Source organism: Fulvitalea axinellae (assembly GCF_036492835.1).
GTDB lineage: Bacteria > Bacteroidota > Bacteroidia > Cytophagales > Cyclobacteriaceae > Fulvitalea > Fulvitalea axinellae.
In genome coordinates, this window is sequence record NZ_AP025314.1 from 4,807,313 (window position 1) to 4,822,611 (window position 15,299).

13 protein-coding genes are annotated in these 15,299 nt (G+C 48.1%); 6 read left to right on the top strand and 7 right to left on the bottom strand.

Going from position 1 to position 15,299, the window contains the following annotated elements:
* Positions 1-19: 19 nt before the first annotated feature.
* Positions 20-835 carry a nucleoside triphosphate pyrophosphohydrolase gene (gene mazG, locus AABK39_RS18785; protein WP_338392846.1) on the bottom strand — a complete coding sequence of 272 codons (816 nt, stop codon included), beginning with the start codon at positions 833-835 and terminating at the stop codon, positions 20-22.
* A gap of 126 nt (positions 836-961) precedes the next feature.
* Positions 962-1,876 (bottom strand): cysteine synthase A, encoded by a 915-nt coding sequence (cysK, locus tag AABK39_RS18790; protein WP_338392847.1) that lies wholly within the window; start codon positions 1,874-1,876, stop codon positions 962-964.
* A gap of 337 nt (positions 1,877-2,213) precedes the next feature.
* Here cysK and AABK39_RS18795 point away from each other — a divergent pair, with 337 nt between their 5' ends.
* The 3 genes from AABK39_RS18795 (at position 2,214) to yiaA (ending at position 5,481) form a co-directional block, all read left to right on the top strand.
* Complete coding sequence (locus AABK39_RS18795; RefSeq protein WP_338392848.1) at positions 2,214-2,444, top strand: YgjV family protein; 231 nt, start codon at positions 2,214-2,216, stop codon at positions 2,442-2,444.
* Between the two features lie 182 nt (positions 2,445-2,626).
* The gene (locus AABK39_RS18800) at positions 2,627-4,363 is read left to right on the top strand and encodes a hypothetical protein (RefSeq protein WP_338392849.1); all 1,737 of its coding nucleotides are present in this window, start codon (positions 2,627-2,629) and stop codon (positions 4,361-4,363) included.
* 662 nt (positions 4,364-5,025) lie between these two features.
* Positions 5,026-5,481 (top strand): inner membrane protein YiaA, encoded by a 456-nt coding sequence (gene yiaA / locus AABK39_RS18805; RefSeq protein ID WP_338392850.1) that lies wholly within the window; start codon positions 5,026-5,028, stop codon positions 5,479-5,481.
* A gap of 77 nt (positions 5,482-5,558) precedes the next feature.
* On the opposite strand, the gene AABK39_RS18810 is transcribed toward yiaA, so the two are convergent.
* The 3 genes from AABK39_RS18810 to AABK39_RS18820 form a co-directional block, all read right to left on the bottom strand.
* Positions 5,559-6,692, bottom strand: coding sequence for a cysteine desulfurase family protein (locus tag AABK39_RS18810; protein ID WP_338392851.1), 1,134 nt, complete (start codon positions 6,690-6,692; stop codon positions 5,559-5,561).
* A gap of 68 nt (positions 6,693-6,760) precedes the next feature.
* Positions 6,761-8,158 (bottom strand): phosphoglucosamine mutase, encoded by a 1,398-nt coding sequence (gene glmM / locus AABK39_RS18815; RefSeq protein ID WP_338392852.1) that lies wholly within the window; start codon positions 8,156-8,158, stop codon positions 6,761-6,763.
* 74 nt (positions 8,159-8,232) lie between these two features.
* Positions 8,233-8,466, bottom strand: a complete 234-nt coding sequence (locus tag AABK39_RS18820; protein WP_338392853.1) for a hypothetical protein — start codon at positions 8,464-8,466, stop codon at positions 8,233-8,235.
* Between the two features lie 265 nt (positions 8,467-8,731).
* On the opposite strand from AABK39_RS18820, the gene AABK39_RS18825 reads away from it, so the two are divergent.
* The 3 genes from AABK39_RS18825 to AABK39_RS18835 all read left to right on the top strand — a co-directional run bounded on the left by AABK39_RS18825 (position 8,732) and on the right by AABK39_RS18835 (position 12,917).
* Entirely contained in the window at positions 8,732-9,688 is a 957-nt protein-coding gene (locus AABK39_RS18825) for an endonuclease/exonuclease/phosphatase family protein (RefSeq protein WP_338392854.1), read from the top strand.
* Positions 9,689-9,876: 188 nt separating this feature from the next.
* Positions 9,877-10,335, top strand: coding sequence for a hypothetical protein (locus AABK39_RS18830; RefSeq protein ID WP_338392855.1), 459 nt, complete (start codon positions 9,877-9,879; stop codon positions 10,333-10,335).
* 155 nt (positions 10,336-10,490) lie between these two features.
* Positions 10,491-12,917 (top strand): heavy metal translocating P-type ATPase, encoded by a 2,427-nt coding sequence (locus AABK39_RS18835; RefSeq protein WP_338392856.1) that lies wholly within the window; start codon positions 10,491-10,493, stop codon positions 12,915-12,917.
* Between the two features lie 60 nt (positions 12,918-12,977).
* Here the strand turns inward: AABK39_RS18835 and AABK39_RS18840 are convergent, their stop codons facing one another.
* Together AABK39_RS18840 and AABK39_RS18845 are read right to left on the bottom strand one after the other, a co-directional pair.
* Entirely contained in the window at positions 12,978-13,682 is a 705-nt protein-coding gene (locus AABK39_RS18840) for a response regulator transcription factor (protein WP_338392857.1), read from the bottom strand.
* Positions 13,654-15,288, bottom strand: a complete 1,635-nt coding sequence (locus AABK39_RS18845) for a sensor histidine kinase (RefSeq protein ID WP_338392858.1) — start codon at positions 15,286-15,288, stop codon at positions 13,654-13,656. The genes AABK39_RS18840 and AABK39_RS18845 overlap by 29 nt, the downstream gene beginning before the upstream one ends.
* Between the last annotated feature and the right edge of the window lie 11 nt (positions 15,289-15,299).

Here is a 15,299-nt window from a genome sequence, read left to right on the forward strand (position 1 = left end):
TTACTTTAAAGAGCCCATCTTACAGATCTTTGGCCTCGTTCCAATACCGGTCCATCTCATCCAAAGACATATCGCCCAGCTCTTTTCCCTCTTCCTTCGCCCGCTTTTCTATATGCGTAAATCGCTTGATAAACTTGCGGTTAGTACGTTCCAACGCCTCTTCCGGATCGATTTTGAGAAAACGAGCGTAGTTGATCAGCGAAAACATCAGGTCGCCGAATTCCTCCACAGCTTTTTTCTGATCGATTTGCTTATCGTCGGCTATATTGAATTCCTGCTTGAACTCAGCCATTTCCTCTTCCACCTTTTCCCAAACCTGCTCTTTACGCTCCCAATCAAACCCGATTCCACGGGCCTTGTCCTGAATTCTATGAGCTTTTACCATGGCGGGAAGGCTCTTCGGCACGCCACCAAGCACTGATTTGTTGCCTTTTTCCTTAAGCTTAATGCGTTCCCAGTTCTGCTTTACCGCTTCTTCGTCATCGGCCTGTACGTCCGAGTAGATATGCGGGTGACGATGCACCAACTTATCGCAAATACCATGAAGCACATCGGCTACATCAAAACGGCCCTCTTCGTCGGCTATTTTGGCGTAAAAAACCATATGTAGCATAATGTCGCCCAGCTCTTTGCGAATTTCTTCGTGGTCATTCTCCAAAATCGCGTCCGAGAGTTCGTACGTTTCTTCAATGGTAAGGTGACGGATACTGTCTATCGTCTGCTTTTTATCCCAAGGACAATTGAGCCTTAGCTCGTCCATAATAGTCAGCAAACGATCAAAAGCTTCCAGCTTCTCTTTACGTCTTTTGTCTTCTGGCGGGGGAATCAGTGGCATATTCTTTTTTTAACAAAGTTCAACGTTCGGGACATTCCGCCAAAGCGGTAAAGCAAAAATATCTTATAAAAACAGAAACGGCCATCCTCAAATCAGGATAGCCGTTTCTCCGTAAGTTATCTAAACTTAAACGTAAAGCCCTTCTACAGACCAATAACGCTCACCAGTGTCATAGTTAAAGGTCAGAACCTTGGACCCGATAGGCATCTCGGGCAATTTCTTGGCTATAGCCGCCAACGAGGCTCCCGTGGAAATACCGGCGAGTATGCCTTCTTCCCTAGCCAGCTTACGGGTAAACTCGAAAGCTTGGGAAGGCTCTACGTTAATGGCCCCTCTGAGCAAATCAGTTTCAAGGATTTTCGGGATAAATCCCGCACCTATTCCCTGTATCGGGTGCGGACCTGGCGATCCTCCGCCAATAACCGGCGACCCCGCAGGCTCCACAGCGTATGACTTTAGCTTCGGATAACGCTCTTTCAGCGCTTTGGTAACGCCGGTTATGTGCCCGCCGGTACCCACGCCCGTAATCAAATAATCGAAGCCTTCCGGCATATCGGTGATGATTTCCTTGGCCGTTCTTTCAAAATGAACCCGTGAATTGGCCTCGTTTTCAAACTGTTGGGGCATCCAAGCGTTTGTGGTTTCTTCCAACAGCTCGGCGGCCTTGGCTATCGCCCCGCCCATTCCCTTTTCTTTAGGGGTAAGAACCAGCTTGGCTCCGTAAGCGGCCAACAGCCTACGTCTTTCCAACGACATGGATTCCGGCATTACCAGCACAAGTTTGTAACCCTTGACAGCCGCCACTATGGCCAGCCCCACACCGGTATTGCCCGAAGTTGGCTCGATAATCACGCTGTCTCTATGCAACAAGCCCTTTTCTTCGGCCTCTTCCACCATGGCCAAAGCGATACGGTCTTTGATACTGCCACCTGGATTTGCCCTTTCGAGTTTCATCCAAACTTCGATGTCTTTTCCAAAAAGTCGGTTTATGCGCACCAGCGGGGTGTGCCCGATGGTTTCTAGTACGTTGGAAGCTTTCATAAGTCTTAGAACATTGGGTTGGAATCCTTTATACGGATAATGGCACACTGAGTTACAAAATATCAATAATTGTGTTTATTGAAAATATTATTGTCTCGAACAAAGTCAGTTTTTGATCAGTCAAAAATATCTAAACATACTGACAACACTGTTTCGTAGAAGTATATAAACAGAGGCAACACCCTTTGAAACCTCTAAAAAGCCATTTTGAAACGCAAAAACCTATCCGATAACATATTATTATACTGTTTGTCAAGTTCTTGCGTTTGTTTGGTGTTCCGATTTGTATACATTTGCGATCTTTTGTCAAGAGAGTTTATAATAAGAGAGATTCATTATGAATTATGTTGAAGTTGTTGGCTATATAGCCATGGTACTGCTTGCCGTGTCCTTTTTGTTCAAGGACATCAAGAAACTTAGGGTATTCAACACTGTCGGATGCCTTTCGTTTGTGGCCTACGGCCTGTTGTTGGGCGCTTATCCAATTGTCATTGTCAATGCGTTTATTGCGACAGTGAACGTCATTCAGCTTGCGCAGATGAGGAAAAGCGAAGCCGAAGTCTCGTAATTTCAAGGTTTAAGAGAGGATTTCGATAAGGAAAGCCATCCGCATGCGGATGGCTTTTTTTGTTTTTTAAGCTACCGGCTCCCTACAAATTAGGGGTACACGACCGTTTGGGGTACAGATTTTGGCAGTATACCAGTTGGTCCAGGGCACTTTTGCCCTTGCGGATCGGCGAAAGGCCCTGTATGTTCTCAAACCGAACCCACCGACATACGTACCCATCAAGCAACGCCAACAAAGCGGGCAACGCCGGTGTGTCCAAGCTTCCCCCAGCGCAACTGTCGAAAGGCAGGATGAAACGGGAGGCGGCGCTGGACACAGGCGGTGGCGTGGCTGAGCCGGACGATATGTTTGACAGTTCGGAAGATGTGGCCGACGAGCGTCTGGCGGAAGAATTCGAAGCTTTTTTCGGGCGGATGCAGGGCGGGTTGGACTTGGTGGAAAGCTCGCGCAAGCTCGAACCTCAGGAACATTCCCCTTTTTTGCGCCGAGGCCAGGCGCTGGATATAGTGTCCAGCGAGGCCGGCGATGACTCATTTACCCATATCGGAGAGCTGGAAAGCGAAGCCGACGCTCCTCCATTCACCCAAATTGACGTACTGGAAAGCGAAGAGGATGAGGATGAAGCCTACACAAACATTGATGATGTAGACCTTGACAAAGAGCTCAAGGAAATGATACACGGCTCGGACGAGCCGGTGCCTGGCCGGGTATTGGTCATCATCAAAAGGATCTTGGCCCGTAAGGCTGGATTTTCCGATGACTATACAGAAACGCCCATAAAGGTACAAAGGGAAATGGCCCGCGCCCTAAAGGACATGCTGACGGTAAAAGCCGAAAGCGGATGGGATTTTGAACGGGTGTTGGATAAGTTCGAAGCTTTTATCGACGCAGTAGACACCACCGTCGGGCTGATAGACACCGTAAGCGGCTATGTAAGCGAACTGACAAAAGGCGACGTGTCGGCGAAAGCCGAGGCCGTATCCGAATATTGTGGCGCCATAAGCAGTGTGTTGGGCGTGATTTCCCCCATAATCGCCGTATTTAAGCAGGCCGCCAAAGTAAAATCCTGCTTCTCTGACGACGAGGAAGTCTTTACTACCGGCGACAAGGCAAGGGAAGTTATCACTCTTGGCCGTACCTTGGCCTCGGCCGGCAGAGCCATACTGGTAGCCACCAAGGATGTAATGGGACTGGTTACCAAGATACCGGGACCGCTAAAAAGCGCCGTTCCGGGCCTTTCCATAGTGATTGCCGCCATTGAAATAGCTTTGCGGAGCCTGGATTTGTGGCGGGATGTGCGCAACTACATGAGCATGGGCCGCTCCAAAGACAGGATGCGAAAATCACTTTCCGCCTCCGATTCCTTCGAAGGGTTGTTTACTGAAAAAGGGGCCACCAATACCGAAACCCTCCGACGTATGTCAACAGGCAGTAAATCCTCGTACACACTATCCAGTATGGCTCAGGAATACGAGCTGGTACGCGACCTGAAGAAGGTAAACCGCAAGCGAATTATCCGCGAATCTATGCGGATAGCCATAGCCGGCATGAACCTTACGGCCGACGCGCTCAAGATAGCCGGCGTATCGGCGCAAGCCGGATTGGCGCTTAACATTTCAAGTTCGGTGTTGGGCACGGGTTCCACCGCATTCCGTAAAGTCAAACAGAAATGGCATGACAAGGGGTATGGCAACCAAGAGAAGACATCACGCGCAAAAGACAAGGCCAGAATACGCCAAGTGCGGGTAATTTTCAGAATGATCTCCAGCCTTGACTCAGAGGACACGGTGAAAGCCTCGGAAGTAGCCTCTTATATCCGCGCCTCGGGCTGTTCGGTGCAGAAGTTTGTCCGCCACAAAGACAAGACAAAGGGAAGGGTGAAGATGCTTTACGGCGCTTTGAAGAAGAGGGAAGGCTAAGCGTTTCCTGATAAAACTACCCGCAAAAGGGAAGGTCCGAAAGGGCTTTCCCTTTTTTCGTACTCGGTCACTAGCGCCAACACAGCGTGTTAGGTTTTCCTACAAAGTACATCACACCCACTATTTCAGTATGTTTGATTTTCTTATTTAGGGAAATAAAACAGTTATATACTGACTCTCTATTGGTTACATACTGGATAAAAGATACAAACATAGTATGTAACCAGTAGATACATACTGGGTTTTATGCTATTACATACTATATTTTGAATAGAGATATACTGGATTTTGGAGGCGAAAAAGCGTAAAAAAATCCGAAAACGGGGGTTTTCGGATTCCAACAGGGTTTGAATAATCCCCCAATACAGGCAAACAAGAGGGATTTCGTTTAAACTTTGGGTATTTTCTCAATATGGGAGGCGACACTTTCCAGCCTTTTTGATGTCGGCAAGTTAACCAGAAAAGACCGTTCAAAGTACAGCCCAGCGTAATCGGGTAAGTGTCAGGGAGATTTCACCTTGGCTTAGGGGTGACATTTTATCAGGATTTAAAGGCTTTCTCCAGATATCGAATTGCATTTTTCACTAATGATAATTGTTTTTTATGAAGCCTAATATGTACCTTAATCCTGATTTTTACTTTTTAACTTTAAAGATAAGCTTATGAACGACACCGAATTTGAGACAAAAGAAGAGTCGGTAAGAACGCAAGCGACCGTAAACAAAGGCCAAATAGGTAAGCCTTCGCCCGCATTTGTGGCGGCCTCATGGGCTGCTTTGTTTATCGGAATTGTAGCCTATAATATAGGATTGTTGAACGCAGTAATGGAGTTGAACGAGAAAGGGTACTACTTCGCCATACTGTTGTTTGGGCTTTTTTCGGCGGTTTCGGTACAAAAAAGTGTCCGTGACAGGCTTGAGGGCGTGCCCGTATCAAATATATATTACGGTATCAGCTGGGTTTCGATGGTGATATCGGTACTGCTGTTAGTGGCTGGCCTGTGGAACGCCACGCTAGAGCTTAGCGAAAAGGGCTTCTACGGTATGTCTTATACGCTTTCCCTCTTCGCCGCCATATCCGTACAAAAGAACGTTCGGGACTTACAGGCCTTTGAGTAGGCGCCTCCCGGCTTGGGCTTCGGCCTAAAACTACGGAACCTTCCCCCGTTATCGCTTGGGGGAAGGTTCCGTTTTTTTTAAGGAAAAAGGACTTTTTTCAAGATATCGCAAGCCGTTTCGATTTCCTCAATAGTGTTGTATCTACTGAAAGAGAAACGGATAGATACCCGATCCTTACGCTCACCAAGGGCCATCAAGACATGCGATCCCTTTTGGGCGCCACTGCTACAGGCGCTTCCACCCGTCGCTGACACTCCCTGAAGGTCAAGGCTAAAGAGCAAAGTGGCGGTATCCATACTGGTGGGGATGCTCACACTCAGTATCTTGCACAGGCTATGGTCCGAATCGGCCGAAGCTCCGTTGAAGAGAACGCCGGGGATATCCGCCTTGAGTCTTTCGATCATGCGGTTCTTTAGGCCCAGGATATGCTCCCTGTCCCTTTCCAAGTTGGCATACGCCAATGTCAATGCCGAGGCCAAACCTACGATGGCATACACGTTCTCGGTACCCGAACGGAGACCTTTTTCCTGTCCTCCCCCTTGCATGTGCGCGCTAATCTTATGGCCTTTGCCCAAATAAAGAAAGCCGATACCCTTAGGACCATGGAACTTATGCCCCGTTCCGGAAAGCGCGTCGATATGCATCTCCTTAGGATCGATACGCTCAAAACCTAACGACTGCACCGCATCGGTGTGGAAGAAGGCACCGTACTCATGGCAAAGATCGCCCACACGCTTAAGGTCGGTGAGGTTTCCTATCTCGTTATTGCCATGCATCAACGACACCAACGCCTTTGGCGACTTCTTAAGAAGCGCTTCCAAGTCTTGCATATCGACCAATCCGCTGGCATCAAGCTTTACTTTATATACCGGAATACCCGCTTGGGCGCCTATATATTCGGCGGTTTTGAGCGTAGCGCTGTGTTCCAAAGGCGAAGTGATGATAGCTTCGCAACCGAGATCACGCACGGCTCCATGTAATATGATGTTTGTGGATTCGGTACCACCTGCGGTGAAATATACCTCGGCGCTGGTTACGTTCAGCTCCTTGGCTACAGCTTTTCGGGCGCTTTCCACCGCGGCGCGGGCTTGCCGGCCGTGGGTATGTGGCGTAGAAGGGTTGCCGTGGTGCTGTATAAGGTATGGCTTCATGGCCTCAAAGGCCTCCGGCGCCAAGGGCGTAGTGGCGGCGTTGTCAAGATAAATGCTCATGGCTATGGCTTCTAAACAAAAAAGGGAAGCCGTTCGGGCCTCCCTATATATCCTTAAACGGTGTTTTCTCAGTCGTTAACCGACTCGGAAATCACTTCCTTAATGTCAGTGATAATCTTGTTTGCCAAGTGGTTGGCGGTAGATTCCGAAGACGATTCGGCGTAAATACGGATGATAGGCTCGGTGTTCGACTTACGCAAGTGTACCCACTCCTTATCAAACTCAATCTTAACTCCGTCGATATCCGTAACGGGATTCTTAGAGTATTTGCCTTTGATCTTATCCATGATTTGGTCAATATCCAAATCAGGAGTAAGCTCAATCTTGTTTTTAGAAATGAAGTAATTAGGGTAAGTGCTACGCAACATTGACACTGATTTGCCGAATTTGGCCAAATGTGTCAGGAATAATGCGATGCCCACCAAAGCGTCACGGCCAGCGTGCAGTGTAGGGTAAATAATTCCCCCGTTTCCTTCACCACCGATAATGGCGTCGGTCTCACGCATTTTGTGCACCACATTAACCTCACCTACGGCTGCGGCGTTGTATTCCACACCGTGTTTCTCGGCTACATCCCGCAAGGCTCTCGACGAAGAGAGGTTCGAGCAAGTGTTGCCTGGTGTTTGTGAGATAACGTAGTCGCCTACGGCTACAAGCGTATATTCCTCACCAAAAGGAGTTCCATCTTCGCAAATCAGCGCCAAGCGGTCCACGTCAGGGTCAACTACAACACCGAGGTCATAGTTTCCGCTGGCCACTTCGCTAGAAAACTGAACGAGGTTTTCGGGAAGAGGTTCCGGATTGTGAGGGAAATGCCCGGTAGGTTCGCAGTAGAAACGTCCGATTTCGCTTACGCCCAGAGCTTCGAGAAGCTTAGGTACGGCGATTCCTCCCGAAGAGTTTACGGCGTCTACGGCCACTTTGAAGTTACTCTCCTTAATAGCCTCAACATCCACTAACGGAAGTTCGAGGATTTGACGGATATGCTCGTCGATGTAAGTATCGTTGAGCGAGTATTTGCCCAGTTCTTTTACCGGAGCAAAATCGAACTCTTCTGCCTCTGCCAGACGCAAAACCTCGGCGCCATCAGCACCTGAGATGAATTCGCCTTTTTCGTTGAGGAGCTTCAGTGCGTTCCACTGAATCGGGTTATGGCTAGCGGTGAGGATGATTCCGCCTCCCGCCTGTTCGGCCGGTACGGCTATTTCCACCGTAGGAGTGGTGGACAGCCCAAGATCGACCACGTCAATGCCCAATCCCACTAGGGTAGAGGAGACGAGCTGGGAAATCATTTCGCCGGAAAGGCGCGCGTCCCTGCCGATAACAATTTTCTTGTTTCCCGTTGTCTTTTTGACCCATGTTCCGAAAGCCGCCGCAAACTTTACGGCGTCGACAGGCGTCAGCGCTTCGCCGACTTCACCACCTATGGTGCCTCGAATGCCGGAAATCGATTTAATTAGCGTCATTGACTGTGTATGGAATGTTAATGCCCAAATTTAACCAAAAAAAAATATATAAAATCAAAAATGCCAGATTGCTACTAGCTGAATTTCGACAGTACCTTATCCACTTCGTTGTCAGGTTCTTGGTTTTTGCATTGCTCTCCGGGCTCTTTGCCACAGAAACTGCATTTTTCACCCTCCTTGTTTAGGAAAGGGCTTTGGGAAGCGCAAGTACCTTTGAACTGTCCGTTTTTGACGAAGATCAGCCTCACGGACATCAGGGCGAAAAACAGCCCTATCATCACGATTCCCAATATTATTGTCGTAGTCATAGCAAACGGATTGATTAGTTGCGCAAATCTACATAAATAAGGTTTTAAACCCCCTAACATTTGTCAAAGTTTAACCTCTTTTATATCTATAAGGACAACGCTTTCAGGCTAATGTCGTATTTTGCGTGGGCTTTTGGGCTCGTAAAGGCTACGGGCTTCTGTTTTATTTTCTCATTTTGCCGTGTCTCGATTAGGGAAATATACTGTTGCGGTTTCCATATTATGTTACCTTGGAGTGCTTGTTCACCCAAGTACTTTTTGGCCAGTGTCTTTCCTGACCTTGCTGATTCCCGTACTATTATTAGTTAATTTGATATTGCTGATATTGAGCCTGAAGAAACCGAAAGGTATTTTGTGGCCATTGACAGGATTACTGGCCGGAATATTCTTCATCTTTTCAACCGTATCTATCTCTCCTTTAGCAGATCCCAAAGAGGCCGACTTCAGCGTACTTACCTACAATGTCCGCAACTTTTCGGAAGAATCGCCAAAACGGAAGGACCTGTACGTAGCTTCTGAAGGCATGGTCAACTGGGTAACCTCCGTTAACGCCGACGTGAAATGTTTTCAGGAATACACTCCTGCCAGGCTCAAGGTTGACAAAAAACTGAAAGCAGACGGCTATTCGCTCACCCCTTGGAAATACCCGGGAGACCGCTATGCCGGATCACTCGTAATCGCCAGCCGGTTTCCCATACTTAAATCGGGAAAGGTCACTTTGTACAAGAAAAAACCGATAAGCCGGATAAACGGAGCCGTATTCGCCGATTTGAAAGTAGCGAACGATACGATAAGGGTATACAACGCCCACCTCCACTCGATGGGAATTAACCAAAATGACGTTACGGACAAAGACCGCCTCATCAACACATATAAGCGTACCGGCAATAAGCTAAAGTACGGCATGGCCAAACGCGCCGAACAAGTCAATATACTTTTGGAACATATTGAAGCCAGTCCTTACCCGGTAGTCCTTTGCGGAGATTTTAACGATCCGCCCTACACATACAGCTATTTCAAACTTAAGCAGAAGCTAGGCAACGCTTTCGAACGGGCGGGCAACGGTTTTGGATTTACATTTAACGGAAAGCTTTTCTTTTTGAGAATAGACCAGCAGTTTTTTGGGAAGGGTATTGACGCCGTGGCCTACAAAACGATGGACAAGATCGCTTACTCTGACCATTTTCCCGTAATGTCGTGGTACAAATTGTCCAACGACTGATTTTTTTGGAAAATGCCTTGAAAAATCACGTCATGAGACATGTGGCAATTATAATAATCATTTTTTTATTCGTCTTAGAATGATTTTTTTTCGTTAAAAAGAACAATGTGCGTTTCTCCGTGCCCGTTCAGTCGGGAGTCCAATCTTATCCTCTCAGAATTTCTCTATCCGAAACCGTCTAATTAGTTATGGTTGCCGTAAAAAACGCTGTCTCAGGTGCCCGGGTGGCGTCCGGTAAAATTCCAAAACCGCTGAAAGTCTTAATCCTAGGTAATAACCCCATAAGTCTGGGCGAAGTATTCGAAGTCCTTGACGGGCGTGAGTTCGCTGGGCAGAAATTTAGCGTTGACGTGTGTTTTGACGCGTACGATTGTCTGCGCAAACTACGTAACGGTACTGCTTTCGATTGCGTCATCATTGACGATACGCTAGGCATTTCCGAAATGCGCAAGCTCTTTTCGGGAATGAAAGAGGGAAAAGCAACGCAAAACTTTCCAGTATCGATGATAAAGAGCGACAACCACCATTCGGTGCCGTTTTCGGGCATATTCGATTTCATTCTGCGCGAAGACATGAACTTGGCAAGGTTGAACAACACGATCACCAGGTCGATAAATTTCTCAAGAAGGTCTGATTTTCAGACTTAAGGCACTCGTTTTGAGTGACGTTTCGGGAAGCGGGTAAATACGAAAAAGCGTATTTATCCGCTTTTTTTTGTGTTTTAAACGCTTTTCAGGAACTGATTTTTATCTATAAAGCCAAGGAGTCTTACTTTTTTTTATCGGATTAGTACCTTTGGCCTATGGCAAAACCCGATACGATGCCCAAAACCACTTGCTACCACTGCGGCGATAACTGCGAAGAAGAACGACTACATTTTGACAATAAAGATTTTTGTTGCCAAGGATGTAAAACCGTATACGAGATCCTGAATGAAAACGGGCTGGATAATTATTATGCCTTAAGCGACCAGCCCGGGCTCGCCATGCGAAAGAAGAGCGACAGCGAAGCGTTCGCCTTTCTAGACAATGAGGAAATCAAACGGCGCTTGGTTGATTTCAGCTCGGAGGATCTGGTGAGGGTCACTTTCTATCTGCCGGCTGTCCATTGCAGTTCCTGCATCTGGCTCTTAGAAAACCTGTACAGGCTCAGGCCGGGAATCAGGCAATCGAGGGTCAACTTCGTAAAAAGAAAAGCCACCTTCGCTTTTCATCCCTCCGAAATCAGCCTCAGGGAACTCGCCGAAGTGCTGGACGCTCTGGGTTATCCGCCATACATCAGTTTGGAAGAGGACGGAAAGAAAAAGCGCAAAAAGGCGAACCGCTCGCAATATCTCAAAATCGGGGTGGCGGGTTTTGCCTTCGGCAATATTATGTTGCTGAGCCTTCCCGAATATTTTGGCTTCGAAGGCCTGTCCGATGACGATTTTTACCGTCAGTTTTTCTCTTACGCCAATATCCTGCTTTCCCTGCCGGTAATATTCTATTGCGCTTCGGACTATTTCAAATCAGCGCTACAGGGATTGAAGGAGCGATATATCAACATCGACGTGCCCATCGCTTTGGGTATACTCACGCTTTTTTCAAGAAGCATGTACGAGGTTTTTGTCGGTGGCGGTCCCGGTTATTTCGATTCATTGGCCGGTTTGCTATTTTTCCTTTTGGTGGGAAAATGGTTTCAGGGTGTTTCCTACGACAGTTTGTCTTTTGAGCGGGATTACAAATCTTACTTTCCCCTTGCGGTAAACAGAATCGGGGAAGACGGGGAAAAGGAAGTGGTTCCGGTAGCCGATCTGGCCGTTGGCGACAAAATCGTGATAAGAAACGGGGAAATCATTCCTTCGGATTCGGAACTTATCAGCGATCGGGCGCATGTCAATTACAGCTTTGTGACGGGCGAGGCCGACCCCGTAACCTTGGAAAAAGGCGCTTATATCTACGCCGGCGGCAGACAGGAAGGGCAGAGCGTCACGGTAAAAGTGAAAAAGCCCGTTTCCAGAAGTTACCTGACGGAACTGTGGAACCAAGAGGCTTTCAAAAAAAGCGACGCCTCGTCAAGGGAACAACTGATCAACGTAATCAGCAAATACTTCACGCTGGCGGTGCTTCTGATCGCCGGAAGTACGGCGGCGTACTGGATGCTTGAGGATCCTTCGAAAACGGTGGGCGCTTTTACGGCGGTGTTGATTGTCGCCTGTCCTTGCGCATTGGCTTTGGCCGCTCCGTTTGCGTTGGGCACCGCCCAGCAGATCTTGGGACGGGAAAAAGTATATCTGAAAAACCCGGCCGTAGCCGAACGCCTGTCGGCGATTACGGACGTGGTATTCGACAAAACCGGAACATTGACGCACGCCGGCGAAAGCGAAGTGGAATTTGAGGGGGAAACCCTAACGCAAGAATCCCGAGACGCTTTGCTGGCGATGACTCAGCACTCTACCCATCCGCTTAGCAGGAAGGTTTTCAAATTTTTGGGAGAAAACCCGAAAGCTACGGCAGAGGATTTCAAAGAAATCGAAGGAAAAGGACTGGAAGCTAACGTTGGCGGAAAGTTGTACCGCCTTGGGAGCGCCAAGTTTGTCGGGGCGAAAAAGGATAATGAAAACGAACTTTTGAGAACGCAGGTTTACGTGAGCGAAGACGGGCAGGTTCTCGGCCGGTTCGTGATGTCAAACCGATACCGTTCGGGCCTGGAGACTCTTTTGAGCGATCTGGGCAAGCGGGTGAACGTCCATGTCCTTTCGGGCGATAACGAGTCGGAGCGGGAGCGCTTGGAAAAGATATTCCCGCAGGGAAGCGAAATGCGTTTTGACCAATCTCCGCACGACAAGCTGGAATTTATAAAAGAGCTAAAAAGCCGGGGAGGCAACGTCATGATGCTGGGCGACGGCCTGAACGACGCCGGAGCGCTAAAACAAAGCGACGTGGGCGTAGCCGTAACCGAAGAGGTCGGGGCGTTTACACCGTCTTGCGACGCGATTATGCAAGCCGACAGTTTGGCCAGACTTGGCGTTTATCTACGCTTTTCGAAAGCCGTTCGGAGAGTGATTCTGGCGGGATTCGTCGTATCGTTCCTTTACAACATCGTCGGCCTTTCATTCGCTGTAAGCGGCGCCCTGACGCCTGTGCTTTCCGCTATCCTAATGCCGGTGAGCAGCGTGACAGTTGTAGCTTTCTCTACCTTGATGAGCCACCTTACGGCCCGAATGGAAGGGATAAGAAAACACTACTAAAAGTTCTTGTAAAGAAAAACGGCGCAGAATGTATTTCACTCTGCGCCGTTTTTCTTTTCTTTATTCCAATTCCACCAGCTTAAAACCTTCGCCGTGGACGGTCAGAATCTCGATCGTATTGTCCGGCTTAAGGTATTTTCGAAGCTTCGCTATATACACGTCCATACTCCGGGCATTGAAGTAGCTGTCGTCGTTCCAAAGGGTTTTCAGCGCTACGGAACGCTCAAGAGTACTGTTCCTATTCATGCAAAGAAGCTTCAGCAAACCGGCCTCTTTGGCCGTAAGCCGGCGATCGTCGGTCCCTTGGATTCTTAGGTCGCGGGTTTCGCTGTCAAACTCCGTTTTCCCGATTTTATAAGCCGAAACGCTGTCTTCGGTCTTGTTTTTACCCGAATTTTCGGCCCTTCTGAGTATCGCCTGAATCCGCAGGAGGAGTTCCTCCATGCTAAATGGCTTTGTCATATAATCATCGGCCCCGAGTTTGAAGCCTTTGATCGTGTCTTCCTTCATGGATTTGGCCGTGAGGAAGATTATGGGAACCTCCTTATCCTTTTCCCGAATATCTTTCGCCAAGCTGAACCCGTCTTTTTTCGGTAGCATGACATCGAGTATGCATAAGTCGAAAGTATCTGACCGAAAAGCTTCCAGCCCCGATTCCCCGTCGGTTCTGAGGGTGGGTTCGAAGCCCTTTACGGTTAGGTATTCGCTTAGGATCTGGCCCAAGTTCGGGTCATCCTCAACGAGTAGGAATTTCTGCTTGCTCATAAGGTAATACGATTTCAAAAGTGCTTCCTTTGCCCGGCATCGACGATACTGATATACGTCCTTTCATGGCTTCCACCATCATTTTTACGTATGCAAGGCCCAAACCAAAACCTTTCACATTGTGCACGTCGCCGGTGGATATGCGGTAAAATTTATCAAAAATATGCCTAATCGCCTCTTTGCTCATCCCGATTCCGTTATCGGAGATCCGCAAGCGCAGGCCAATATCCGTACTTTCGGTGTGTACCGAAATAAGCGGCGCCTTGTCTACGCAGTATTTCACGGCGTTGTCCAGCAAATTGTCTATGATATTGGAGAAATGCAACGGGTCGATTTCCACCACGTGGCGCTTCGCGTTTAGCAAAATATCTATCCGGCCGTTACGCTTGTCCACTTGCAGGTTAAAGTTCTGGACGGCTTTCATAATGAGCTGGTGGGCGTCCACTTTTTCAAAATGAAGGCTGAAATCCTTGCGTTCCAGCTTCGCTATCTGCAATACTTTTTCCACTTGAGAACCCAGCCTTTGGTTTTCTTCCTTAATAATCCCGAGATAACGATCCAGAATTCCGGAATTCGCCCGCATATCCGGATCGCCAAGCGCTTCGCAGGCCAAGGAAACGGTGGAAATCGGCGTCTTGAATTCGTGGGTCATATTGTTGATGAAATCGTTTTTCATCTCCGAGAGTTTTTTCTGCTTGATAATAGTCAGAATGGAAAACACAAAACCGTAGACGATTACGCCCAACAGGATTACGGCCGCCAAAAGCCGCAACCAGACACTAAGGAAAATAAAGACATTCTGTTCGGGAAAATACACCTTCAGGTAATAAGGGCTCCCGAGTATATCATTGGGAAACAGGCTAATACGAAACTTAGAATTGGCGAGTTTGCGCAAATGTGTGTTTCTATTTTTGTAAATATTGCTGATCTGCGCCGTATTTCCCTTGGTGTTTCTGACTACGTAAAAGAACGGCAGGTCAAGCCCCCGGCGCCCAAGCTCGGCGTGCATCAGCGAATCGAGCACGTTGGGATCTATACGGTTGTTTATCTTCCGTTCCTTGGCGTACAGTTCGTTGAGCACTACGGTAATCATCTGGGTTCTTTCCCGGACTTTTCGCTCAAACTTGTCTCCAAAAGTCAAAACGGAGTCCATACGTTCGTCGATATGACGGATTTTCACCTTGAGCCTATCTTCGTCGGCGTTGTTTTGTACGGCGTCGCTTTTTACGGTGTAAAGCAATGACAAAGCATTGTCCTTATCGTTGATATCCACCGAAATCTCGTTTTGGGGAGCTTCCGGAACAGTGTCTTCCAAACCGATATCGAAATTCGCCTCCACGCCCCAGTTATTATAAAGAGTCAGAGTGTCCATCTCTTTATGATAACTCCTTTGCCCGTCAGGGAAAAAGGTGTTTTGGGTCACGTACAGGACTTCCCGCTGTTCCAGACGTTCCGAAACGGCGCTGAGCGCGTCATGAACCGACTGCTTGAACTTCACCCTGCTCTCGGACATCGCTTCGATAATCCAATACGACTGCAAAGCCGTCAGGCCGACAAGCGCCACGGTCATCAGCGCTATAATAAAGTTGAGTCTTCGTTGCGTCATTACGCTTATTT